This window comes from Desulfitibacter sp. BRH_c19 (genome assembly GCA_001515945.1).
GTDB lineage: Bacteria > Bacillota > DSM-16504 > Desulfitibacterales > Desulfitibacteraceae > Desulfitibacter.
This window is the reverse complement of sequence record LOER01000004.1, coordinates 115795-140074: the sequence shown is the minus strand read 5'-3', so window position 1 is coordinate 140074 and position 24280 is coordinate 115795. Positions and strand designations below refer to the sequence as shown.

The 24280-nt window shown below is 35.0% G+C and carries 23 protein-coding genes and 1 pseudogene; 11 read left to right on the top strand and 13 right to left on the bottom strand.

Annotated features, from left to right (window positions below; all coding sequences use genetic code 11):
• Positions 1–9 precede the first annotated feature (9 nt).
• The 3 genes from APF76_09320 to APF76_09310 are packed head-to-tail and all read right to left on the bottom strand — an operon-like array spanning position 10 to position 3557.
• Positions 10–891: a type I-B CRISPR-associated protein Cas7/Csh2 gene (locus tag APF76_09320; GenBank protein KUO53428.1), complete on the bottom strand. Its 882-nt coding sequence runs from the start codon at positions 889–891 to the stop codon at positions 10–12.
• A 2-nt stretch (positions 892–893) separates the two neighbouring features.
• A complete protein-coding gene (locus APF76_09315) occupies positions 894–2561 on the bottom strand; it encodes a hypothetical protein (protein KUO53427.1) in 1668 nt (555 codons plus the stop codon).
• A 39-nt stretch (positions 2562–2600) separates the two neighbouring features.
• Entirely contained in the window at positions 2601–3557 is a 957-nt protein-coding gene (locus APF76_09310) for a hypothetical protein (protein KUO53426.1), read from the bottom strand.
• Between the two features lie 287 nt (positions 3558–3844).
• Here APF76_09310 and APF76_09305 point away from each other — a divergent pair.
• From APF76_09305 to APF76_09290, 4 genes and pseudogenes are all read left to right on the top strand, one after another.
• Positions 3845–4330 (top strand): annotated as a pseudogene (locus APF76_09305).
• A gap of 104 nt (positions 4331–4434) precedes the next feature.
• The gene (locus tag APF76_09300; GenBank protein ID KUO53425.1) at positions 4435–6063 is read left to right on the top strand and encodes an NADH dehydrogenase; all 1629 of its coding nucleotides are present in this window, start codon (positions 4435–4437) and stop codon (positions 6061–6063) included.
• Positions 6064–6067: 4 nt separating this feature from the next.
• On the top strand, positions 6068–7123 hold the full coding sequence (locus APF76_09295) for an NADH dehydrogenase (protein KUO53448.1): 1056 nt from the start codon (positions 6068–6070) through the stop codon (positions 7121–7123).
• A gap of 48 nt (positions 7124–7171) precedes the next feature.
• Positions 7172–8806, top strand: coding sequence for a formate dehydrogenase (locus tag APF76_09290; protein KUO53424.1), 1635 nt, complete (start codon positions 7172–7174; stop codon positions 8804–8806).
• Positions 8807–8866: 60 nt separating this feature from the next.
• Here APF76_09290 and APF76_09285 read toward each other — a convergent pair whose 3' ends face one another.
• On the bottom strand, positions 8867–10192 hold the full coding sequence (locus APF76_09285; GenBank protein ID KUO53423.1) for a hypothetical protein: 1326 nt from the start codon (positions 10190–10192) through the stop codon (positions 8867–8869).
• Complete coding sequence (locus tag APF76_09280; GenBank protein ID KUO53422.1) at positions 10185–10508, bottom strand: PadR family transcriptional regulator; 324 nt, start codon at positions 10506–10508, stop codon at positions 10185–10187. Before APF76_09280 ends, APF76_09285 begins: the two co-directional genes overlap by 8 nt.
• A gap of 234 nt (positions 10509–10742) precedes the next feature.
• On the opposite strand from APF76_09280, the gene APF76_09275 reads away from it, so the two are divergent.
• Positions 10743–11273: a nitroreductase gene (locus APF76_09275; protein KUO53421.1), complete on the top strand. Its 531-nt coding sequence runs from the start codon at positions 10743–10745 to the stop codon at positions 11271–11273.
• Positions 11274–11342: 69 nt separating this feature from the next.
• On the opposite strand, the gene APF76_09270 is transcribed toward APF76_09275, so the two are convergent.
• On the bottom strand, positions 11343–11876 hold the full coding sequence (locus tag APF76_09270) for a hypothetical protein (GenBank protein ID KUO53420.1): 534 nt from the start codon (positions 11874–11876) through the stop codon (positions 11343–11345).
• Positions 11877–12417: 541 nt separating this feature from the next.
• Between APF76_09270 and APF76_09265 the strand changes: the two genes are divergently transcribed.
• A complete protein-coding gene (locus APF76_09265; GenBank protein KUO53419.1) occupies positions 12418–13266 on the top strand; it encodes a 3-methyl-2-oxobutanoate hydroxymethyltransferase in 849 nt (282 codons plus the stop codon).
• A gap of 82 nt (positions 13267–13348) precedes the next feature.
• Here APF76_09265 and APF76_09260 read toward each other — a convergent pair whose 3' ends face one another.
• From APF76_09260 to APF76_09250, 3 genes are all read right to left on the bottom strand, one after another.
• Positions 13349–14296, bottom strand: coding sequence for a hypothetical protein (locus tag APF76_09260; GenBank protein ID KUO53418.1), 948 nt, complete (start codon positions 14294–14296; stop codon positions 13349–13351).
• A gap of 32 nt (positions 14297–14328) precedes the next feature.
• Positions 14329–15774 carry a phospholipase gene (locus APF76_09255; protein ID KUO53447.1) on the bottom strand — a complete coding sequence of 482 codons (1446 nt, stop codon included), beginning with the start codon at positions 15772–15774 and terminating at the stop codon, positions 14329–14331.
• A 305-nt stretch (positions 15775–16079) separates the two neighbouring features.
• The gene (locus APF76_09250) at positions 16080–16763 is read right to left on the bottom strand and encodes a hypothetical protein (protein ID KUO53417.1); all 684 of its coding nucleotides are present in this window, start codon (positions 16761–16763) and stop codon (positions 16080–16082) included.
• A 361-nt stretch (positions 16764–17124) separates the two neighbouring features.
• Between APF76_09250 and APF76_09245 the strand changes: the two genes are divergently transcribed.
• Complete coding sequence (locus APF76_09245) at positions 17125–17571, top strand: hypothetical protein (GenBank protein KUO53416.1); 447 nt, start codon at positions 17125–17127, stop codon at positions 17569–17571.
• A 174-nt stretch (positions 17572–17745) separates the two neighbouring features.
• Here APF76_09245 and APF76_09240 read toward each other — a convergent pair whose 3' ends face one another.
• From APF76_09240 to APF76_09230, 3 genes are all read right to left on the bottom strand, one after another.
• A complete protein-coding gene (locus APF76_09240) occupies positions 17746–19260 on the bottom strand; it encodes a hypothetical protein (protein KUO53415.1) in 1515 nt (504 codons plus the stop codon).
• A 21-nt stretch (positions 19261–19281) separates the two neighbouring features.
• Positions 19282–19641: a hypothetical protein gene (locus tag APF76_09235; protein KUO53414.1), complete on the bottom strand. Its 360-nt coding sequence runs from the start codon at positions 19639–19641 to the stop codon at positions 19282–19284.
• 85 nt (positions 19642–19726) lie between these two features.
• Positions 19727–19957: a hypothetical protein gene (locus APF76_09230; GenBank protein ID KUO53413.1), complete on the bottom strand. Its 231-nt coding sequence runs from the start codon at positions 19955–19957 to the stop codon at positions 19727–19729.
• Between the two features lie 85 nt (positions 19958–20042).
• Between APF76_09230 and APF76_09225 the strand changes: the two genes are divergently transcribed.
• The 4 genes from APF76_09225 to APF76_09210 all read left to right on the top strand — a co-directional run bounded on the left by APF76_09225 (position 20043) and on the right by APF76_09210 (position 23341).
• Positions 20043–20759, top strand: a complete 717-nt coding sequence (locus APF76_09225; protein ID KUO53412.1) for a hypothetical protein — start codon at positions 20043–20045, stop codon at positions 20757–20759.
• 48 nt (positions 20760–20807) lie between these two features.
• Entirely contained in the window at positions 20808–21257 is a 450-nt protein-coding gene (locus tag APF76_09220) for a hypothetical protein (GenBank protein ID KUO53411.1), read from the top strand.
• Between the two features lie 371 nt (positions 21258–21628).
• Complete coding sequence (locus APF76_09215) at positions 21629–22213, top strand: hypothetical protein (protein ID KUO53410.1); 585 nt, start codon at positions 21629–21631, stop codon at positions 22211–22213.
• A gap of 666 nt (positions 22214–22879) precedes the next feature.
• On the top strand, positions 22880–23341 hold the full coding sequence (locus tag APF76_09210) for a hypothetical protein (GenBank protein KUO53409.1): 462 nt from the start codon (positions 22880–22882) through the stop codon (positions 23339–23341).
• A gap of 440 nt (positions 23342–23781) precedes the next feature.
• Here APF76_09210 and APF76_09205 read toward each other — a convergent pair whose 3' ends face one another.
• Complete coding sequence (locus APF76_09205) at positions 23782–24231, bottom strand: hypothetical protein (protein KUO53408.1); 450 nt, start codon at positions 24229–24231, stop codon at positions 23782–23784.
• Positions 24232–24280 lie beyond the last annotated feature (49 nt).

The window sequence follows — 24280 nt, the reverse complement described above, 5'->3', positions numbered from 1 at the left end:
TCACCACCTCTATATATCGTATTGGTTGAACGTTTCAGGCACGTTAATCAAAGTCACCTTTGAATGCCTGTAAATATTAACTGCCATAACTATGTCCATTTTTGACTCAAAGTATTTTGCGAGTGGTGCCATGTCAAATACGAAGTCCTCTATACTTCTGAGTTCTAGGTCTGTTGACTTGTGATTAATATTAATATAGTCCAATTCTCCATCTATGTAGTTTTTATTATAGATAACTTCTACTAAAAGTCTAGGCATCTGGTTTTTGGAAGTGCTTCGATAGTTTTTAATACCAGACAACAGTAATTCCTTAAACTCTTCAATATCATCCTCTGATACTTCTATATTTTGTCTATTGGCCACCATATCGTTATATACCATATAGGTTTTAAATAATGCATATGGAGTATAGTATTTAGACCATATTGTGCCCTGCCTAGCCTCTGATTTTCCACCTGTAAACACAGAAGTTCCTTGAGCGAATTTTATATCTGCTTCATGCAGACTTCTACTCCACATAACCTGTAGTGGTCCTGTAATACTAAAGTTATCCTTTGTTGTAACAACAGCGCCAAATAGCTTTACATCTTTGTATGCTTCCTTAAGTTTTGCTTCAAGGTCTTTTTCATCAATTTTTTCTTCCTTTGCTACCTTTGTTGCAACACTCTTGCAATCAATAAATAGCCCCTTTTGATTTTTAGTTGGCTTTACAAAAACCTTCATGCCTCTATTTTCCATTTCATCTCTTACATATCTTTTAATTCTTACATCTGACATTTCTAACCTTCCAGTTCTTTCATCCTGTCTAGGTCTATTGTCATTAATCATATCCCCATTAGGATTTGCCATGGTACAATCAGAATATAGTACAAATTCTCTTGTGTTTGCCATAATTATTCATCCTCACTTTCTTGGTTTTCATTTTTTTCTACTTTAAAATAAGCATCTACACCCCAGAAAAATAGATATTTGGCTTCATCAAAGGATAGCTTACCTTCTCTTTTAGCCATATAGTCCTTTGCTTCACATATCATCTTTTTGAAGTAAACCTTGTCCACCTTATATTTAATAGCCTTGTCCGTTAATAAGTTTGAGAAGTAAATAAAATCTTTGTAGTCGAATTTCCTAGAAAAGAAAAAGTTCTTTTCTAATGAGGTCCTCTCATTGTGATTGACTTCTTCATTATCTTTACTTTTGTTTCCTTTCATTAAATATACCATTGTACTATAAGCCTTTCCTAATATAAACCATGCCTTTTTTTCATTTGTGTCAAAGTATTCTGTGTTTCCTTTAAAAAGTTCTGTGTAATCCTTATAATCTTCCATCACATTCCACCCCTTCTCTATACAATTACACCTGCACAAAAAATTGTAGGTTCTATTTATATTTTTCATGCAAGCATATTTTCTATGTTCATCCTTTAAAAAGTAATGTTGATATACATCCATCACTCGTTTAAAGAATAAGTTCCGATCAATTCTTCTTCCTGTAAAAATGCTATCTAAGAGTCTCATTTTTTCTTTATCTGTAGTTTCAACACTATCTGATGTTACCTTAACCGCTGTACTATATATCAAAATTATATATAGTTTTATTTCGTATTCCTTAAAAATCTTTCCAATAAAACTAAACCTCGAAGGCAAAACACTTTGAACAGCATGATCGATTGTAATTGCTTTGTTTGTACTAGATTCTTCATAAAAAATCATGTCTGTGACAACATTTGTTTTTCCCACCTCTTCTACTAGCTCCTCTTCATTTAACCCAATAGTCCTAATTTTTTCTTCTTCTCCCATCTTTTCTTTGATATAGGATTTTTCATATATTTCTGCAATTACCTCATCATAATAATGTGGTAAAAACATCACCTTTTTCTTAATCGATCTCCAGTAGGTAGTTAAATTTAATTCAACATATTTCTTGCCAACTATAATGTCATTTAAGCATGTTTCACATATGATAAATCCACTCTTACCTTTATGACCTACATTACTATAGACTCCTTTATCGTTGGTGTAAAAAGTATATGCTACTGTGTTATATCCTTGTCCTTTTTTCCCACACAAATGACAAATATGTTGACCTGGTATACCCTTATAAACCATGTCATGCATTTTTTTTTGAAATTTATCTTTAAATAACTCTCTGGGCATTCTGCCATTAACCTGTATTATAGCAAATGTATTCTTATCCTTTTCTTTTAGGTATTCCTCAATCCATTCTCTTATCTCTTCATAGCGACAGCCCACTTCACAGAACTCACAAACTTTCTTAAGTTTCTCTCGTCCTTTAAATCCTCCTTTAGGGTTTAGATCTGCATAATAATCTAATCTAATGCCTCCCCCTTCCGACCCCCTTCCTGATTGGTAAAAAAGTGCATCATAAACAATATCCTTTTCAAAATCTTTCATAGTATATTGAATTTCTTTTTCTAATACATTTATTAATAGTATGTATTTCATGTCTTTTGATTCTATTGTGTTTACCATGCCACTAATAACGCTTTCTTTTGGGTATTTCTCTCGAACATAATTCCCAATATCTCTTATATGTTCAATCATTTGGTACCTCCTTTCTTTTTTACATTATAGTTTATATGATCATTCATACAATCCCAACATTCTCTCAAGTTCATCTTTCATTTTCAACCGATACTCTTCAGGACTTATAATCTCCGCTTTGCTCCCATATTTCATTAGCCAGCGCAGAAATTCAGCCCCACTTTTTATTGTTACTTCCAGCAATAAGTCTCCATCTTCTAATTCGGTAATGACAGGATTAGCATAATAGATTTCTTCTTTTACATACCTGGCGATGTTTTTTGCAAATCGAACTTTAAATCTAATGCTCTTGCTTTCATCAAAGATCTGCCAAAGTTTCGAAAGGTAATCATCCACATTAAAGTCAATTGGCAGCTTAAATGTCTCTGGTATAAGTACAATTTTTTTAAATCTACTAAGTCGAAATGTTCTGATACCTTTATGAACGTGGCAATAGGCTATTAGATAGAAATTACCTGCCCTTGTTATTAGGTAGTATGGATCAAGTTTTCTTTCAAGGGTTTGTCCACTAGAAGCAGAATCATATTTACATTCAATAGTTGTATTAGTTATAAGTGCCTCAACCAGTAATTTGGTAAAGTCAAGCTGCTCTTTATTTAACTGATTATCATATATGCGTATTCTTTCATTTATGGATTGAGGTAGGTTTGTTTGATTATTGTCTCTTTTTAGATTAGCCATTACTTTTTCCATGGCTGATTTGTAGGAATTGTAGAGAATAGAATTTTTGTCTTTATTCTGACAAGCTATTGAGTGGAAAAGGTGTAGGGCCAGGTATTCCTCTTGGTTGAGCTTTGCAGGCAAATTAATCTGAGCAGAATCTATTAAATGGTAGCCATTTCTACCCATGGATATTACCTGTATGCCATAGTTGTCAAGCTTTCTCATATCTCGGTAAATGGTACGTTCTGTAGTTGAGCATAAACTAGCCAATCTAGATGCGGTTAATCCACTATTATTTTTAAGGTGTTTTACTATATTAAAAAGTCTTTCCATAAATAATCTCCTAAGTTCTTCAATTCCTACCAAGAATTATATTTCTTCTATTTTCTTTCAATTTTTACATAATATATCCTGCATGATCTTAAAAACAAATAATCGACAAATAACTGCTCTATTCTACATTTGAATTATTTTTATATCTTTTATTATAAATAGAACCCTGACGGATTCTGTCAGGGAACGCAAGTTTGGGCTTGATTTTTTATAAAAATAGTATGCGCCCTTGCTTTTAGCACAAACTATTAAAAAGATATTAAAGATTATACGAGGAGGTTTACTTTTTGACTGTTAAAGCAAAAGACATAATTCCAGAGCAACATTCACAAGCTGTTAATGAACTCCTATCAAAATATCAGGGAACCTCCCCTGGTGCCCTTATTCCTGTACTGCAAAAAACCCAGGATATAATTGGTTATCTTCCAAAGGATGCCATGATAAGAATTGCTGACACCTTAAACACATCACTTAGCAAGGTGTACGGTGTGGCAACTTTTTACTCACAGTTTCATATAAAACCAAGGGGCAAGCATATCATTAGAGTCTGCCAGGGAACTGCCTGCCACGTACTTGGCTCAGATAAGGTGATGAATGGCTTCAAACAACATTTAAATACTACCCCTGGTGAGACTACAGAAGACGGGGAATTCACCCTTGAATCTGTAGCTTGTATAGGTGCATGTGCACTAGCTCCTGTTATAGTCGTCGATGAAAAGAGCCATGGAAAGATGTCAGCAGAAAATATAGGACGCTTATTGGACGGTTATAAGAACCAAAGTACGGACAATTTAGGAGAGACAACTCATGGAATAGGTGACGTGGTAAATGAAGCTCAGAATAAGTAATATGAGTAGTTATTAAGGGGGAATACCTAGTGGTAGAAAAGATACTAATTTGTGGCGGTACCGGATGTATTTCTGCCGGTTCCAGAGCACTTAAAGAGGAAATAGAAAAAGTAGTAGCAGAAAAAGAGCTGCCCTACCAGATTATTTTTACGGGATGTCGAGGTTTATGTGAAAAAGGTCCACTTGTCACAATTGAGCCAGAGGGCTGGTTTTACTGTAATGTTAAACCCAGACATGTAATTAGATTGATAGAAACACTAGAAGAAGGCAAACCATATGAACGCCTTCTTTACAAAAACCCAAATACAAAAGAACGTTCACTTACAAATAAAGATATAGACTTTTATAGAAAACAGAAAAGAGTTGTCTTAAAGCATTGTGGTTATATTGATCCAGAAGAAATTAAAGATTATTTAGCCATTGGCGGTTATCAATCACTAAAGATAGTCCTTGATATGGAAACAACTACAGTAATCGAAGAAGTAAAAAAATCTGGGCTGCGTGGTCGAGGTGGAGGCGGCTTCCCTACTGGTTTAAAGTGGGAATTTACTGCCAAGTCACCGGGTAAAGACAAGTACATAATCTGTAATGCTGATGAGGGTGACCCTGGAGCATTTATGGATAGCGGTGTTTTAGAAGGCAATCCACATCGAGTAGTTGAGGGGATGTTAATAGCAGGCTATGCGGTAGGAGCTAGTAATGGGATAATCTATGTCAGGGCAGAATATCCTTTGGCTGTACGCCGTTTCAAAATAGCAATTAAACAGGCTGCAGTAAATGGATTTTTGGGTAATCATATTTTAGATACTGACTTTAGTTTTGATATTACTATAAAGGAGGGTGCTGGTGCCTTTGTCTGTGGCGAGGAGACTGCTTTAATAGAATCAGTTGAAGGAAACAGAGGAATGCCACGCCCACGTCCACCTTTTCCAGCAACGCAAGGGCTTTGGGATAAGCCTACTAATATTAATAATGTGGAAACCCTAGCTAATGTTCCACTTATATTTGAAATGGGTTCAGAAGAATATGCCAAAATTGGTACTGCTTCTAGTAAAGGCACTAAAGTTTTTGCTTTAACCGGCAAGGTAAAGAATACTGGATTAGTTGAAGTTCCCATGGGTATAACAATGAAAGAAATTATTTTTGATATTGGCGGGGGAATACGAAGGGATAAGGCTTTTAAAGCTGTGCAAATTGGAGGTCCATCAGGGGGTTGTCTTCCTAGTAGCCAGTTAGACCTTCCCATTGATTACGGTTCCTTATTAGAAGTTGGAGCAATGATGGGGTCAGGTGGCCTTGTAGTGATGGATGAAGACACCTGCATGGTAGAGGTTTCAAGGTTTTTCCTTGACTTTTCCCAAACAGAATCCTGTGGAAAATGTACGCCATGCAGAGAAGGCTGTACGAGAATGCTAGAAATCTTGGAAAGAATTGTAGAAGGCCACGGCAAAAAAGGAGATATTGAACTCCTAGAGAGTATGGCTAAATCAATCAAGGACTCTTCTCTTTGCGGCCTAGGTCAATCTGCCCCAAACCCTGTACTTAGTACTTTAAGATACTTTAGAGGTGAATATGTTGCCCATATTGAACACAAAACCTGCCCTGCAGGAGCTTGTGCAAATCTAACAGGTGATGCAATATTGAATGGAAAGAGGTGAGAATATGAGTGAAGTTCAGTTAACAATTGATGGAAAAGAAGTTACTGTTCCTCCGGGCTCAACCATTATGGAAGCGGCTAATAAACTGGGTATAGAAATACCCAAACTCTGCTATCATAAGGGCCTTTCAAGTCCAGGAGCTTGCCGAATGTGTGTAGTAGAAGTAGAAAATTCAAGGAATCTACAAGCCTCATGCGTTGCTCCAGTAGCAGATGGGATGATTATAAAGACAGAATCCGAAAGAGTGGTCACAGCCAGGAAACATATCCTGCAGCTTTATATGGCAAACCATGATATGCGCTGCTGGACATGTGAAGCCAACGGAGATTGTGCATTTCAAACATATATATACTACTACGGCATAGATACAACTCCATTTAGAGGAAAGCACAAGGACTATCCAATCTATGAAGACAATCCTTTCTTCATCAGGGATTACAATAAATGTATCCTCTGCGGAAAATGTGTAAGAATCTGTGCTGAAATCAACGGTGTCCAGGCAATTCAGTTTACTGATAGGGGCTTTACAACAAAGGTAACTTCCGCCTATGATGATGCCATGGCAGATACCACCTGCACCTTTTGCGGGATGTGTGTTCAGGTTTGTCCTGTAGGTGCACTTGTATTTAAAAACGCTAAACGTGCTGGAAGACCATGGGAAGTTCATCTTGTCAAAACAACCTGCTCTTATTGTGGCGTTGGCTGCCAATTAAATCTCAAGGTTAAAGATGATAAAATTGTGGGTGTCCTTGCTGAGGATGTGGAGCCTAATAGGGGACATCTATGTGTAAAGGGTCAATTTGGCTGGGAATTTGTTCATTCTCCAGACCGGCTCACTCAACCATTGATCCGCAAAGATGGTGAATTAAAACCAGCTTCCTGGGGTGAAGTTCTAAAACTAATTACCACTAAATTGCTGGAGATAAAAGAAAAGCACGGTGGCAAATCTCTCGCTGGTTTAAGCTCGGCCAAGTGTACCTGTGAGGAAAACTTCCTCTTTCAAAAACTAATGAGATCAGTACTTTTTACAAACCATGTTGACCATTGTGCCCGATTATGACATAGCTCTACTGTAGCAGGTCTTGCTACTGCATATGGAAGTGGAGCCATGACAAACTCTATTAATGAGATTCTTCAAGCCGATGTGATTTTGGTGATTGGTTCTAACACAACAGAAACCCACCCAGTAATTGGCTACAGGGTCAAACAAGCAGCAAAAAAAGGTGCAAAGGTGATAGTTATTGATCCAAGGCAAATTGATCTAGTAAAGTATTCCTATAAACATTTGCCCATGCGTCCAGCAACAAATATAGCCCTCTTAAATGGGCTTAGCAATGTAATAATATCTGAAAAACTGTACGACGAGGACTTTGTCAAGCATAGAACCGAAGGCTGGCAAGACTGGGTAAACTCTGTTAAAGAATATACTCCTGAAAAGGTAGAAAAAATTACAGGTATACCAGCTAAAGATATTATTGAAACTGCAAGACTGTATGCAAAAGCAGATAAGGGCAGCATAATCTATGCCATGGGTATTACCCAACACACTTCAGGAACAAGCAATGTTTTAGCTGTAGCAAACCTTGCAATGGCAACAGGCAATGTGGGCAAAGAAGGTACAGGTGTAAACCCACTAAGAGGGCAAAATAATGTCCAAGGAGCATGTGACATGGGATGCCTACCAGATTTGCTACCAGGCTACCAGTCGGTAGAAAATATAGCTCATAGGAAAAAATTTGCTTCCTATTGGAATTGTGAAATACCTGCAGAGACTGGTCTTACACTTACAGAAATAATGGAAGAAACTCTTAAAAAGAACATAAAAGGACTTTACATAATGGGTGAAAATCCAATACTATCTGACCCTGATAGCAATCATATACAAGAAGCTCTACAATCACTAGAATTTTTAGTAGTACAGGACATTTTTCTTACAGAAACTGCAAAATTAGCTGATGTTGTACTACCAGCAACCAGCTTTGCTGAAAAGGACGGGACCTTTGTAAATACTGAAAGAAGGATACAACGAGTGCGAAAAGCAGTACCTGCTCCTGGCCAAGCACTTGCCGATTGGGAGATACTGCAAAAAGTAGCTAATGAAATGGGACAAGATTGGAATTATTCACATCCAGAAGAAATTATGGAAGAAATTACTCAACTAACACCAAGCTATGCTGGGATAGATTACTCAAGGATCGATAAAGTAGGTATCCAATGGCCATGTCCAGATAAGGAGCATCCTGGAACCAAGTTTTTACATTGCGATAAATTCGCATGTGGCTTGGGCAAATTTAGGGCTGTCGAATTTTTACCCTCAGACGAAGAGCCAGATGCAAAGTATCCATTTCTGCTAATGACAGGAAGAGGGCTCTATCAGTTCCATACTGGGACCATGAGTAGAAGGATCAAGTCCCTTGACTGGATTCATCCTGAGGAATTAATGCAAATAAATCCTGAGGATGCCCATCGACTTTCCTTAGATGATGGTGATTTAGTAGAAGTCAAATCTAGACGTGGCAAGCTAACTACAAGAATTAAAATTACTAGGGGCATTCCCAAAGATTCTGTGTTTATGACATTCCACTTTAAGGAATCCCCAGCAAATGTTTTGACTAATGCTGCACATGACCCTATCTGTAAGATACCTGAATTAAAGGCTGCAGCAGTTAGTATTATGAAAATAGAAGATCATCGTAGAGAAGAGGAAAATGTTGAAAAAGGAGCAGGAATATTAACCTCTTAGAAAATCCAGCTAGATAAGCCGCAGGAAAAATTTCTTGCGGCTTATCTATACTTTCTCTAGTCATTTTAATTTTAATTTATCCTTACTAACATTTATAATTTCAGGTTGTGAGAAATCAAACTTGCCGTCCAACTGAATAACTACCTCATCTTTTAATAGCAATATCATGGTCCTATTATCTTTTAAATAATACGCTTTATCAGCATTCCAAGACTCCGCTGGTGCTTCACTTACTGAACGGTATATCAACGAACCTTCACGCTTTAACATTCCATCAAAAATATAAACGGCAACTTTTTCATTTATTGCCCTGATATAGTTGGTCCGAATCACACCGTCACTTGATGCCTCATAATAATCAAGCTTTATTGGCACAACAAGGCTTGATGTTTTTCTGAAATTTCTCGCGTAAGGGGCTTTTTCAATCCCAAAGTCAGCTAATTCTAGCGCAATATACCCACTTGTAAGCTCATTTCGGGCGCCTGTAATGGTGTCAAACATACCTCGGGAAGAAATAAGCCCAAAGGTAAAAACGGTAAAAACTATCCAAATACAAAATATAGCTACTGCAAATATCGCAATGTTTTTTCCTCTGCTACGCTCTTTTGTACTGACTATTTTTTTATACCAGATTCCTATTGCGATACCCGGTATGGGCAAGAGAAAAGCGTATAAGGCAAACGTATATCCTCCAATTATATCAGCTATTACTGCAATAAACATAAGTATAATAAGAAGTACACCTACGCTAAGAAGAATTGTTCCTCTTAAGCGAGCAGCTCTAATGGATGTTCGTGGCAAAGGTAGCCCCTTTTTTATATTTCTTCTAGCTTTCCAAAACCAAAATAGGTAATATCCAGTATATATTGCAACTGGTATTATTAAGATAGGAAAATATATTGTTGAGACTATGCTGATATTTGTAAAAAGCTTGCTATAATCAAAAGGAATAAGCGAGCCGAACCCTAATAGTAGCGCTGGTAGACAGAGCAGAAATATAAGTAATTCGGTATTAAAGACACTTTTACGGATAATCTTTTCTTCCACAATGCTGTCTGTCTGAATTGGTGTAGGGTTTTCATCTGAATTTGCATAAAATATTTGAAACTTGTTTGCAGATGTAACGAAATGCCATCCAGACGCCTCACAGAGCTCCCGATAATCTCTTGCATCTCTATTATTGGGCGAATCAAAAGCAGTCATATATGGAAAAATATCTACTGCAAATTTGATTTTTTTTGGATTAATTTTTTTGAATTTAGCGGTCACAGCACTTATCTTTTCTAGCATCCATCCTTGTGCTGCCATTTCTTCGAAGTATTCTTCCATTGCTTTATAATCAAGTATAGAAAACATAAATACAGTTGTTTTTTTCGTTTTATTCATCGCCATCTGCCTCCAAAAATGTTCTGCCATGCGTTACAAGTATTTGCAATCTTGTGTATTCACTTCCCAAAATTTCTCTGCCTTTATCAGTAATGGTGTATGTTTTACGTCTTCCATCATCTGACACCTGAAGTATTACCTTTTCCTTTTCAAATCGTGACAACAATGAATAGAGCGTACCAGCGCCTACCTTAACTCGACTATTTGTTAAATCACTTACTGTCTGCATAATGTCATAACCGTGCCGCGGAGTAGTTAGGGTCAGCAATATGTAATACATAGGTTCGGTAAGGTTTTGCAACTGTTCTCTTGCCATAAATTCACCCTCTTTATATCAATACTCGATATATCTACACTCAATATATTGTATAAAATATAATCTGTCAAGTTAAACATCCACATCTTATCAGGAAGAGGAAACCTCAGGTACTAATCCAGGATTCCTCTTCGCTCTATTATTGATTTAAATGAGGAATACACAGTATTGTTGAAGAAGAGGCAGAAAGGTTATAATAAGTTGTATAGTAAAAAATATGAGAGGAGGGTAAATATGACTTTTTTAGATCTAGCTAAAAGTAGATATTCAGTACGTAAGTACAAAGATGTTCCTGTTGAAAAAGAAAAACTACTTCAAGTACTTGAAGCTGGGAGAGTTGCCCCTTCTGCAGTTAATCTTCAGCCCTGTCATTTTATAGTGCTACAGGATGAGGTAATACGACAAAAGATCTTTGAAACATATAAGAAAAGTTGGTTTCAGCAAGCACCTGTAATTATTGTAGTATGTGGTAATCACAAAACTTCCTGGCATCGAACTGACGGGAAGGACCATTGTGACATTGATATTGCTATAGCTGTAGATCACATGACTCTATCAGCAGTAGATAATGGGCTAGGTACATGTTGGGTTTGTGCCTTTGATGCTGCAAAATGCAGACAGGTTTTAGGTTTGCCAGATGACATTGAGCCAATTGTACTTTTACCCCTTGGCTACCCTGATGACCAAACTGATGTTAATAGGCACGACACAAAGAGAAAAAAGCTTGAAGAGATAGTAAGTTGGGATGGATATGAAAATAAATAGTGGACATACTAAAAAAGACTATCGACATTTTCCCCATGTCGACAGTCTTTTGAACTTTCCTGCTATCAATTAATTGTTTTCACTTTCCTTTATTCTTTCAACTAGAATTGCTCCAAACAGGCAGTTCTCATTAACATTAATACTTACGCTGATATCTAATACCCGTAATGAATATTCCTTTTCCATATCTGCTACAAACTGAGGCTCCCAACACTCACGTATGCTAGTTCTCGAATCTATAATTCTTTGATCGCCACCCGAGGTTTTTTGTAGGGTTTTTTCAAAACTAGTTAAAATATCACAACAATAAACTGTAATAATATTATCATAGACTTTCACACTAGCCCCTGCAGGCCCTTTTCCAATTAGTTGTTTATGGCAACGAATAAGTCTCTTAGTTAACTCTTTTTCCATAAAAGTCTTTGATTTGTCGTCCATATTGATTCCCCCACGGTCTTTCTTATCGACCACCCTTTTTGCGACTTCTACTTGCTTCTTATTTATAGTTTTATCTTTTTTATAACATTCGTTACAAATATTAGGATTTTGATTCTCGCTATCACTAGGCATGACAGCTTCATTACTACAGTATTTGCATTTCATATTGTTTATTCCCTCCATCCCTATCTTAAGCAATTGCAACATAACTGCTTAAAATAAAAGAAGCATACACCTTTTTACTAACAAAGTCGGTGTGTGCTTAACATCTCCTTGGACATTAAAACCCAGTCCCATACAGATCAAGGAGAATATCTATTTAAATACCTCCCCAAAAAATAGACTATTTTATTTAATATACCTCAAATAGAGCTATCGGTCGTCTAATGTTGTTTCAGAAATAATCATAACAAACAGGGTTTTATATATTATTTTATTGTATTTCCTTTGTGTTTTCAATAGAATTCTCCAAAAAAGGGAAAAATAAAAAAATGGAAAAATAAAACCGTTAAGTGTAAAATCTATTTAAACTAGAATATAGAATTTATGAGATTAGATTGTGAAAAATTTTGTTTTAATGAAGGAATTTTGAAACAAACGCAGAAGTATATTTATATATAGTAAACATGATGTTTACATAGCGCACGTAAAACCAAGTATTTATTACAAAATAGTTTATTAATAAAATAATTAAGGAGTGTTACAAATGGCTAAAAAGAAAAGTGTTATTGATTTAATCAACATGAAAAAGAACAAAGAACAGGTTGCATGGATTACTGCATATGATTTCCCAACCGCATCTTTTGCTGAACAAGCTGGTATGGATATGCTTTTAGTAGGTGATTCCCTTGGAATGGTTGTGCTAGGTTACAAGAGCACAATTCCCGTAACCATGGAAGATTGCATCTCTCATTCTCAAGCAGTAAGAAGAGGTGCACCTAATACTTGGATAATTGGTGACATGCCATTTATGTCTTATCAAACTACTGATGCAGAAGCAGTTTATAATGCAGGTCGTTTTCACAAGGAAGCAGATGTCGATTGTATTAAACTTGAGGGTGGAGTTAGAATAGCTAGTAGAATTAGAGCAATAACAGATGCTGGAATGCTTGTAATAGGCCATATTGGTCTAACACCACAAAGTTCAGGTCAACTAGGTGGTCATAAAGCACAGGGAAGAAAAATCGAAAATGCTAGAGCCTTAATTGAAGATGCCTTAGCTGTTCAAGAAGCAGGTGCATTCGCAGTACTAGTAGAAGCGGTTCCACCTGAAGTAACAGCTTTCTTAGCAGAAAAACTAACAATACCAGTATATTCAATAGGTGCAGGCCCATGCGATGGTCAACTTTTAATTAGTGCTGACATGGTTGGTAAATTCCAAGCTTTTACTCCTAAGTTTGTTAAAAAATATGCTAATGTTGCTGAAGTTGAAACAAATGCATATAAAGAATATATTAAAGATGTAAAAGAAGGTATATTCCCAACTGATGACTATGTATATCACATAATTGATCCAATTGAAGAATTTGAAAAACTCTTTAAAGAATATAAGTAAGCTATTATCGTAAAAAGGCTTCTCTTAATGAGAGGCCTTTTTCATTACTAAACTTTCATATGTTTCAAGCAAGGAATCTGCGTCATATAATTCTTATGGCAAGTTCTGAGCATTCTGGAAGACAGTAACCACATAATAGGCATTTTGTGTGGTTCACCTCAACTGAGTGCTCACCTAATGTTAATGCATTGTTAGGACACACTTTTAGACAAGCACCGCATTTCTTGCAAAAAAACTCCGTTATGAGTAATTTTTTTGTGCTCATGTTTGGCAACATACTTTCTTCAATCACTTCATTATTAAACACTTTTAAATTCAATTCTAGTTCTTTTTCCGAAACCATACCAATGGCTATTGAGTCAATACTCCTAATGCCACGAACATATGCTATAGCATCTATTAAATCTCCAATTAAGTATCCTCCTACTAAAACCTTCATAGCATAAGTTCCTTTTCCATTGTTATGTGCTTTTTCAATGGCTCTTAACATGTCTTCTTTAGTCCCATCAAGTATTCCTCTGCCAGTTTTATTTATCAAAGGAAAAACTACATCTATCTCTTTTATTTCAGATGCCTTTTTAACCACTTTAACATTATGGGTAGATATGCCTATCGCTCTTATATAACCCTTTTTCTTGTAGTCAATAAGGCATTCTAGTGCCTCGCTTCTTTCTTCAAAAACATCCAAAGAAGCACGTGCTGCATGTAACTTAAAAATATCAATATACTCTCTGTTTAAGGCTTGTAAAGACTTCTCTATGGAATTCTTCATCCCTGAATAGTCTTTTGCTAGGGATTTGATTGCAATTACAGGGAGTCCATTATAGCGATCAAAAGCATACCTAATATACTCATAAGTTTGGTATTGTTCTGCAGTATCTATGAAATTTATACCTCTTTCCAATGATTTTAGTATTAAACTGCCGCCATCCTCAATTGACAAATTAGATTGAAGAGGCCCAATAGTCAGAGCACCAAAACACAATTCAGAAACCTTAATTCCAGTATTACCAAGCACTTTATATTCCATAATACTTCACCTCCTAACAAAAAATCTGTGCTTTAAAAGGTAGAAATACCACTCCACTCTTGAAATCTATATAAAAACTGGTTGAATATGGAGTCGTCTTCATAAACATTATAATCAAGAGTATATATTCCATCTTCATTTGACCAAAGTCTTTGAAAATAATTACTAGCTTGCTGCATTATTTCAGAATCAGGGCTTCCAATCACCTTAATATTAGTTTCTAAATTAAAGTCAGCAATATTTCTTTTGGTTAGATTGGCAGAGCCACCTAATAAAATTGTCTCCGTATTTTTTTCAATCATCACTAACTTTGTATGATACTGTTCACCATTTGTGTTATACCACTTAATCTTGATTGCATTGTTTGTATTCTTCTTTAATTCATGGGCAACGGGCCTGTTTGGAATACCATTCTTTTCTCTTCCAAAAGCATCCTTATTTGCATCCAGGATTATTTTAATCTCCACCTTGCGTTCCGAGGCTTTGATTAGTTCTTTGACAACATCACGATCCGAAAGGTAGAATGCACCAATGTTTATTTTATTTGTTGCTTCAGTTTCTCTTATATCTTTTAGTAAATGTTGCTTTATTTTTCCTTCTGTTAATACCTGAACACTATAACCAGAGTCATCTGGTAGTTGCTCCAAAGCAGCATCTTTTATGGATAATGCTTCAAAGAGATCAGTATTAGCACCAGATATATCAGCAACTGCTCTTTCTGTCTCAATTAAATCATTTACCACTTCTCCTTTTACTACAAAAGCAATATTTGAGTGGTACGCACTTGCATCATGTGGATTTTCAGAAGTAACAAGTGCTTCTTTTTCGGTAATTACCACTTTTCGATGGTTAGCTTTAAAATTCATTAGTTCAAGATAGGAGCGTATTGTAACAACAGGTGAATCGGGACTAAATGGATTAGGGAGCCAGCCATTCTCGGATGTACCAAACCATTGGATCATGGTTCGCCATAAACCTGAGTAGCTTGGATTTGAATCCCGCATAATTGTCATGTCAGTATAAACTAATTGGATGCCTTCTTGTTCTAAGTGAATTAAATGCTCAGGAGAATAAGATCCATAGAAAGTATTAATTCGATCAGTTATCACAATAATTTCAATAGTAGGGTCTTGCTGCTTTTTTCGTATTAAAGAATCTGCTAAATAACCTGAGACAGCTGGATATTTAACTGTACGTTCATATTCGTCATTGAACAGGAACATATCTAGAATAATGAAGTCCTCGGAATCATCAATCATAGCAAGTATACGTTCAAATATTACTTGTTCCATAACAGTATCGCCATCTCTTTGGTATGTTAAATCGAATAGAAACTCAACTTGTCCCCTGCGTAGCTCCCCTTCAAACGATACTCCTTCAGGTGAGGCTTTTAAATATCCATACATTGAATTTATAATAATCAGCATAATTATTAAACCTACTACACAAAAAATAATTCGCTTTTTTGACCAAGAAATTTCATGCCTAGTATTTCTAGATGGATTCAGCATTCCGCAACTCCTTTTCAGATAATTACATACAGTATCTAATACACCTATATTCTAACACGAGAACAAGATGATAGTAACATTTATTCATATCCAACTATAAAGCAACTTAAGAGTTGACCGGTGTGAATCAACCTCATTCTGAAATAAGTAATAGTTCTCAACATGAAAAACCACAGCGTTTCAACAAATAATGCAAAGAGACGCTGTGGCTACTTTATTATTTAATTAAAAGCTATGATCTTCGTCTAAAAATTAATACTGTATAGTGATTTTTAAAGTAATACCTCAATTTCACTTTTCTCTCTTAACCCTGCTATAAATTCTTGTGTAACCTGCTGTTGCTCTGCTTGTTCCTTCTGCTGTATAATAGCGGCTACAATTTGCGCTTCTGCTTCTTCTAAGGAAGGAATTTCAATCCCTTGTGCTTCTGCCATTTGCATTTGTTGTTCATAAAAACCTTCAATTTCTTCATCAGAAATTTCATCTTCAGAGATAGTGGTGCTTGGAGCTACTTCAGCAACTAGAGCTTCCATTATCATATCTTCCTTTATCCGGTCAGCTAATTCTTCTATTTCCAGGCCTTCTGCAGCTAGTGCTTCTTCAAATTTAGCATCATCTTCAAATTGTGATTTTATTTGATCTATACTTTCATCTACCTCAGATTGAGATACTTCAATACCTCTACTCTCGCTTTCTTGTAAAACAAGAGTTTTATTGATCAAAGTTTCAAGTGCTTGATTCTGCAACTCAGCTAATAACTCTTCATCTTCTTCCACATCTATCCCGTATTGCATTTGAACCATTTCCTTCAACTCTGATAGTTGTATCTCATAAGAATCCTCAAGAATGCTTTCACCATTGACAATAGCTACATGATTTTTTTGTTCAGTTTCATTTGTTCCCTGTTCATTACATCCTGTTACTACAACTAATAAAACTACTAGAATAAGTAGCACTTTTAGGATTCTAAAGATTTTATTGGATTTAATTTTAATCTACCCCCAGTTGATATTAGTTTATTTTGCTTTTCTGCTATTGAATCTTGTCTAGTACTAGATTTCATAGTTAGGATACTAATATATTTATATTCACTTAAGCAAGTAACCTTCTTGATTAGAAATCGTGCAGTATTAGGCTAACATATTAAGCCTCTACTGTAAACCATAATGCTGAACTAATATTTTCCTGTTAGTTACCTATAACATCTCATGCTCATGTTATTCATTTGGTAACTTATTATTGAGAAATGTAATAATTTTAGCCAAAAATACCCATACTAAAGTATGCTTAATAGAAGACCGAAATGGAGGAATTATGGTGAAAGATAGAGTTACAGCAGGTTTCATTAGCGGTATAATTGCAGGAATTGCAATGAATATAGTAGATTGGATAGGGTTTATTATTGGATTTCATGAGGAGCGTTTATTAGATTGGGCTGCTATCGCCATTTATGGACACCTACCCAATACCTTAGCAGAAATAATTTTTGCTCAAATGGGTCAACTATTTTTTGCAGGATTCTTAGGCTTCATATTATCTGTTATATTGCTTAAATTGACGAGTGGAAATTATTTAATAAAAGGGTTGCTATTTGGATTGATAGCTTGGTTTGCTTTATACGCCATTTCCATTGCTATAAGACTTCCAAGCCTTGAACAACATACTCTTAATACCACAATATCCCATTTCATTTCTTCATCTGTTTATGGCTTACTATTGACTTTCACTTTGAATTGGTTTGATAAAGCAAGCTTTAAAGTTTAACACATTATCAATAAGTAATGTTTTTTAATAATAATTCCTCCTTAATTCTTGTGTTTGTTCTAAGACGATTTATACTCCCCTTCAGCACCTTTGTTAACAATGGAGAAAAAACTTAAGATATCGCCATGTTAAGAATTTACTTTGTAATAAAATATATAGCGCTTTGGGAAACTATTATGGATTAACAAGGAGGGTACTATTATTATCATTGGCAATTGGCAACTGGATAAAGAATGTAGTTCGTTCAGGGTATGATTCGACCCATATCTTCCCTCTATGCTCTAATACAACCTTTTGAACAAATGCAAGCCCAAGCCCTGTGCCTCCATCTTTTTTAGTAAAGAATTTAGTGAAGATTTCTTTCTGGATTTCAGGGGGAATAGCTACTCCTGTATTTGCCATGTCTATTAAAACACTATTTTCTTTAGTGGAAACATTTATGGATATACGACCCCCAGGTGGCGTTGCTTGAATTGCGTTGGATATTATATTGATTACTACTTGTTTTAAACTAACTTCATCACCCATAATACTGGGCAAGTCTTCTTCAAAATAATAATTCAATTTAATACCCTTTGTTAGTTCGAGGTTATCATATATCTCTAAAACGTCATTAATTATATCGTCTATAAATAACCTTTCATGTTTAGTATTTGGATTTTTAGCTAGGATTAAGTATTTCTTTAGAATTTGCTCAATGAGATTAGATGATTTTATTATTGTCTCAAAGTATTCAACATTTTTAACAATATCTTGTTTCTTTTTTCCCATTTGTGCTGACATTGCTATAATTGCCAATGGATTTCGAATATCATGGCTAACTGTCATAATCATGTCTCCAAATGCAGCCATTCTTGATGAAATAGATAGTTCTTTAATTAATTCCCTAATCTGTACTACCTGAGAATGATATTTTCTGACTAAAGGATGAAATTCTATTGGTAAACTATTCATAGTATTAGTTAACCCAAGATTATCAGATGGATTATTCCCAAAAGCTTCAATATTCTTGGAAAATATCATCATGTATTTTTTAATTTTAAGCGATATGAATAGAGCCACCATTATAGATAAGAGCATTGCTAAAGCAGTTAAAGCTAGGAAGAGTGGAACAGTACTATACACTTTGTGAAGATAATTGTTGTAAGGAATATTAGTCCAAATATGTCCTATGGGTTCACCTTCCCAATAAACTGGCTTTGCATAACGCACTACCTGTCCACGGACTACTGTGCCAATCTCCCTTTGAATTTTTCCTTGTGTATATAGCTTAGTGGAAGGATGATTTGAGTCCAGCTTATATCCTAGTGGAAGGTCATCCCGTTGCATATTTATGGCAATAACTCCAAGTTCCTTTGAATAATAACCAATACACAACTCTTGTTCATTTTCAGCATAATGCGTAAATTCTGGCTCAAGTTTTTGGTTTATTGTCATGATTTTTTGCTCTTGGGTTAGTTGCTGATTATTTTCTACCTCAATAATAAATCCAATATTTTTAGAGAGCTCTTTTTCAGCTTCTAAAGAGACATCTTCTAATAAATCCAAGGTTTGGCTAAGGATGCTCTCTGATTCTCTTAAAATCATCAAGTATCCAAATAGGCAAATAAATATAAATAAAGCTATAAATACAATTACTCCTACACGTGTTGATAAGCTCATTTTCTTAAAAAACATTTTAATACTCACGAACTGCTACCCCCTATTATTTTATATTAAAAGAGAAATCGAATAGTCTAGTTCATCAAGAGAAATGGGCTTTTCTAATACTATTTTTGCCATGTTTAGTGTTTCCTGTTTTGCCCTTTCCTTTGAGCCTGTGATAAGTATAACAGGTACATCTGCTATTTCCGGTATTCCACACTTCAGTTCCATAATTTCGTGTCCTGATAATGTAGGCATATACAGGTCTAATAGAATAAGAGAAGGCTTTAAGACAGATAGTTCATAGATGTTTGATATTCCTTCTAAACCTATAACTGTATATTTACTTTCCATATCTAAAAAATCGCATAGTAACATTAAAAGCTCTTTGTTGTCATCAATAATGACGATTCTAGGTTTTTGCAAGTTCATAACACCTCCATAACTCCCTTTACCTGGATAATCATAACATCACGATAAAAAGAAGTTTGTCATATTGTGTCATGATTTATTAATTCTTAAGAAAAAGTATTCTTTTAATTAACTCTATGTCAGAAAAGATAAAAATAAGAATAATTATCTCCAAAGTATTCCAAATAAGTCTAGTTTCTGGTGCATTATAAAAAGGAGTGCATATGCACCCCTTTAATAATTCTCTACTGGCTCTGTTGCACAAACTGTGCATTAAGCTTAAAAAAATAGAAAGTAAATTATATTTATATTCAAACATATTAGCAAACATGTTTTCACCTCCAATATACCTATGATTGCATTTTGGTGATTTATAATATATGTTGGTATATTTTTATAATGTGGCGTAATAGATAGTGGATTTCACAGTAGAATTTAAGAAAAACAGCTTTAATTCATCTATTGATGTATATGGAATTTTGGAGTTAGAAAAACTATTAAAAAACCCTAGGAGTGAAAAACCTTTGAGTATCTCCATATTAAAAAATAATCCAGCAGGGACAACACAGATAGATACTGAAGAGGCTTTTAATATTTGGAACCTATTGAGAGCTAGATATAGCAGCATAGAAACGTATCATATGATGAACAATTTTGTGCATGACAAAGAATTGAGCGTGCTACTTAAAGCTCATTTACACAATTTTAATCATCAAGTAAGAACATTGGAAGATAGAGCTGAGAAATTTAATATAAGAGCACCTAACAGACCTCCCAGGACAATAAAAGTATCCACACAGTTAAATGAAATGACTGATGAGCTTATTTTTAGAAAACTATTTCATGATTTATTAGCAGAACTATTTTCTTTGAGCCGCTCAATAATATCTTCAATAACCAACGACAACTTGAGAGGAACTTTCAGGAAATTTTTAACAAGCCATTTGAATGATTACCATAAACTTGTCCTGTTAGGTAAAAATAAGGGCTGGAAAGATATTATGCCTTCATATAAAACTACAAAACCTGTTAAAGAGGAAAAAATTTCAGTAGTAGAAGCCAACCATATCTGGAACCATGTTAGTTTAAGGTATCACCAGCTCAAATTCAATAATAGAAATTTAAATAGATAATTATACCATCGTGTTATAAAAACTTATTGTGGGAGGCAAATATTTTATATGGATAGATTTTTAAGAGGATTAATAGCAGGAATTATTGGTGGAATAGCAATGAATTTATGGACTCTAATAGCTGTAGGCATTTTTAACTGGCAAATAATTCGGTTTATTGATTGGGCAGCTGTAATTTTATATGGTCAATTCGCCACTAGTCATGCAGAGGGTTTTTTCGCGTTAGTAATGCAAATTTTATGGTCTGGAACATTAGGGGTCATTTTCGCATTTTTAATACCCCATATAACATCTAGTAGATATTTAATTAAAGGAGCAGTATTTGGATTACTAGTTGGATTTATTACTTATGCCATACCTACCATTCTTCAAATGCCTATACTAAAAGAACCTTCGTTTATTACTGTAGTATCTAATCATATGGGTGGTGCCATCTGGGGTTTAACAACGGCTCAAACACTTCGATGGCTTGATGAAATACCAAGGGTAAGAATATAATTAGTAGCATATTTTTAATATAAATAAAAAGCTTATTTACATTGAGGACACTTCTTGTAAAGAAGGTTTCCTGAGTCAATTCTTCAGACAAATCAGCATCATGAGTCATGCAGAACAGGTACTTGCAAACCGTTTGAAAATAATCATTATAAAGCTTTTCCATATCCTGCACTCAATCACCCTCCTACTAATAAGTGTTTGTAAAACCCGATTCGTTACAAAAAAATAGATATTATAGAGAATATGCAGCTTTATTTTCATTAACAATAGAATTATTAATAACTACTAGGTAATACTAAGCTTAAATATTTTTATTCAAGAGGTTATGTAATTAAAGATATTTATCTTATTAAAATAGTAGGTGAACATTAATGTTTAAGGTAAGAGATTCTATTGTTGCTGGAGTTCTAGCAGGATGGATGGGGAATCTTGTCAAAGAGGCACTTACTTGGTCATTTTACTTTATGGGATGGGTTAGATATACATTTGTCCATATTGCTGCTGGCTTTTATTATTCCAAAGAAAACTTAGATGCTCCCCTCAGTCTCGTAACGGGTGCTATAACCGACTGGACAATAGCAGGGACTTTTGGAGTGATACTCTTTTACCTCCTGCGCTATACTGGTTCAGACTATGCTGTCTTTAAAGGAATAGCGTTAGGTTCATTAGTATATGTGATTACATTCGGAATCGGAATGGCACTGGATATTACCAGGGCTTCACTATTAACGCCCTTGCCAGACTTTCTTTTGCTTATGTCGCATCTTTCCATAGGGCTTGTTTCTGGCTGGGCTCTGGGAAAGTATTTTAGCCACATCATATCCTCGAAACCACAGAAAAAGGCTGAAACCCTAGAACGAATCGATATTCTGAGACCCAAAATTTTTAATAGTACTATAGCTCCTAAAAAACCTAAAAAGATTATTTCTGTCCGTTCCCAAAACAAAAAGAAATAACCTCCAAATCATACAGACTAGGTAATCGAATAATCCATGGGGGAAGTCGGAAGGTAGCAGTCTGTGATTTACCGTACTCTTCAGTTGCTGAAATATCGCAAGATCAGCTTTTGATACTAATGGCATTATATTATCTTCTTTACATTAGTAAAACTAGAGGCTGAATAGTATCCTTTATCGGCAATGGCCGTAATGATGTCAACACCCAATTCAGCTTTCGCTTGAGATGTAATATTCTGAAACTGCTTCTTATTTCAAGTTGTTTTTGATACGAAAAATATCTTTAAACTGCAATTTCTCAAGTAGTTATTAGGTAAGAAGAAGGATAGATGGTAATGTTAATTGCCCACTCTCTATGGGAGGCTCCATCATACTGAATAATTTACTAATAATAAGAAATCCTAAATATAAGCCATAACCTGTCCAAAGAAGTAGTAATATCTGCTTATTAATGTCAGTAATGCAGTAGTAAAACATTTTAAACATGATTCCAACTTTATGATATAGACTGTTGTTTACAAATGTTAAGGAAAATACCAGCAGATTATCAAACGCTAATATGGTGGTAACGAAAATGCCCTGGTAAAATAGTAAACCGTGAAATCTATTTTCAGAAGCAGAAAACAAAATCCGACAAAATAACTAAGAAGTAAGGGAGATTTCTTAATGACTATAAAAGACAGAGTTACGAGAGGGATGATCGCAGGTTTTGTTGCCGGTGTTGTAACAAAAGTTTATGATTTATTGGCTTTTTACTTTGGTATTTCTACACTTCGCTGGCTGGATTTTGCTGGCATAATGATGTATGGGGAACTACCAGTATTTTTGTCATATCAGATTTTTGCCACATTGGGCACATTATTTTTCCATGCTCTGTTAGGAATAGTATTCGTTATATTAATACAAAGACTTCTCACGAGTAATAATATGCTTCTAAAAGGTTGGTTCTTTGGTGTATCATTATGGTTTATAATTTTAGCTGTGTTTCATTTATTTAAAGTACCGGAACTGAACTTTGTACCTCTAAAAACAACTGTGTCCAGCTTTGTGGGTGCGTCAATCTGGGGACTGACAATGGCTAAGATTGTCCATTGGCTTGATAATAAAATAAAAACAGTAAGCCCCTAGAAAAAGCACCTGGGTCCACATTCAACTCATGTGGTTGCCTTGCAAGATTATCATAGCCTCCTCCTAAATGGGAATAAAGAAAATAGATGACTTGGGTTGCTACATCTAACCACAATGCGTTTTCTCGACTGGTCAGCAGTAATGTTATACGGAACATTGCCAAAAACTCTTGGGGAAGAATTTTATACATTATTACAATTGATGTGGTCTGGTGCTCTTGGCTGGTTAGATAGTAGTTATAAGACAGTTTCCTGAATTTAGGAACAAGAACTTTTACATTATAATCCAATAATGCTATTTCATCTAAACGCAGAGACATATACAATAAGGTATCACAAACATTTATAGTTTTAAAGTGTTCCCATATTAAGATGATTAATTAATAATCACCTACTACTTAAACTGTAAATCAACAAATAAATTTTATTTAATCACCCTGGTTAAACAATTTCTGTTTTGTTTTCCAATAACTTTAAAGAATAAGCCATGGCTAAGCCAAATATAAGCGCCCCAACAAATGTAGTAATCTGAGAAATAACTGGTATTCCAGCAAATAATGGTAGATTAACCATAGATCCTACTGCTAAAGTCCAAAACCATAATCCAGCACTATATCCAATTGCCTTATAATAATAGAAGTTGCTGGAAGTCATTGAAATTATATATGAAAATAACAACCCAAACATCATCCCCAAAGTTAGATGAACAACCAACCCTGTAATAAATGATAGTGTTCCACTTGTTGCAGTCCTGAAAGCAATTACTTTTGCAAAATCTATAAAAGCCCTATCTGTTAATCCAATCCCTTTTACAGTTAAACCATAAATATCTTGTGTAATAGCACCTAATATACCTGCTATAGCTCCTGCTGTGGCTCTATCACTTTTCATTTATATATTACCTGCCTTAAATTAGAATAATAATATTATTCCCAGTCCA

Excerpts from the sequence above, each read along its gene's own strand:
- APF76_09320 (KUO53428.1), bottom strand. The coding sequence starts at position 891 with ATGGCAAACACAAGAGAATTTGTACTATATTCTGATTGTACCATGGCA.
- APF76_09315 (KUO53427.1), bottom strand. The coding sequence starts at position 2,561 with ATGATTGAACATATAAGAGATATTGGGAATTATGTTCGAGAGAAATAC.
- APF76_09310 (KUO53426.1), bottom strand. The coding sequence starts at position 3,557 with ATGGAAAGACTTTTTAATATAGTAAAACACCTTAAAAATAATAGTGGA.
- APF76_09295 (KUO53448.1), top strand. The coding sequence starts at position 6,068 with ATGAGTGAAGTTCAGTTAACAATTGATGGAAAAGAAGTTACTGTTCCT.
- APF76_09290 (KUO53424.1), top strand. The coding sequence starts at position 7,172 with ATGACAAACTCTATTAATGAGATTCTTCAAGCCGATGTGATTTTGGTG.
- APF76_09285 (KUO53423.1), bottom strand. The coding sequence starts at position 10,192 with ATGAATAAAACGAAAAAAACAACTGTATTTATGTTTTCTATACTTGAT.
- APF76_09280 (KUO53422.1), bottom strand. The coding sequence starts at position 10,508 with ATGGCAAGAGAACAGTTGCAAAACCTTACCGAACCTATGTATTACATA.
- APF76_09275 (KUO53421.1), top strand. The coding sequence starts at position 10,743 with ATGACTTTTTTAGATCTAGCTAAAAGTAGATATTCAGTACGTAAGTAC.
- APF76_09270 (KUO53420.1), bottom strand. The coding sequence starts at position 11,876 with ATGAAATGCAAATACTGTAGTAATGAAGCTGTCATGCCTAGTGATAGC.
- APF76_09265 (KUO53419.1), top strand. The coding sequence starts at position 12,418 with ATGGCTAAAAAGAAAAGTGTTATTGATTTAATCAACATGAAAAAGAAC.
- APF76_09260 (KUO53418.1), bottom strand. The coding sequence starts at position 14,296 with ATGGAATATAAAGTGCTTGGTAATACTGGAATTAAGGTTTCTGAATTG.
- APF76_09230 (KUO53413.1), bottom strand. The coding sequence starts at position 19,957 with ATGTTTGCTAATATGTTTGAATATAAATATAATTTACTTTCTATTTTT.
- APF76_09220 (KUO53411.1), top strand. The coding sequence starts at position 20,808 with ATGGATAGATTTTTAAGAGGATTAATAGCAGGAATTATTGGTGGAATA.
- APF76_09215 (KUO53410.1), top strand. The coding sequence starts at position 21,629 with ATGTTTAAGGTAAGAGATTCTATTGTTGCTGGAGTTCTAGCAGGATGG.
- APF76_09210 (KUO53409.1), top strand. The coding sequence starts at position 22,880 with ATGACTATAAAAGACAGAGTTACGAGAGGGATGATCGCAGGTTTTGTT.
- APF76_09205 (KUO53408.1), bottom strand. The coding sequence starts at position 24,231 with ATGAAAAGTGATAGAGCCACAGCAGGAGCTATAGCAGGTATATTAGGT.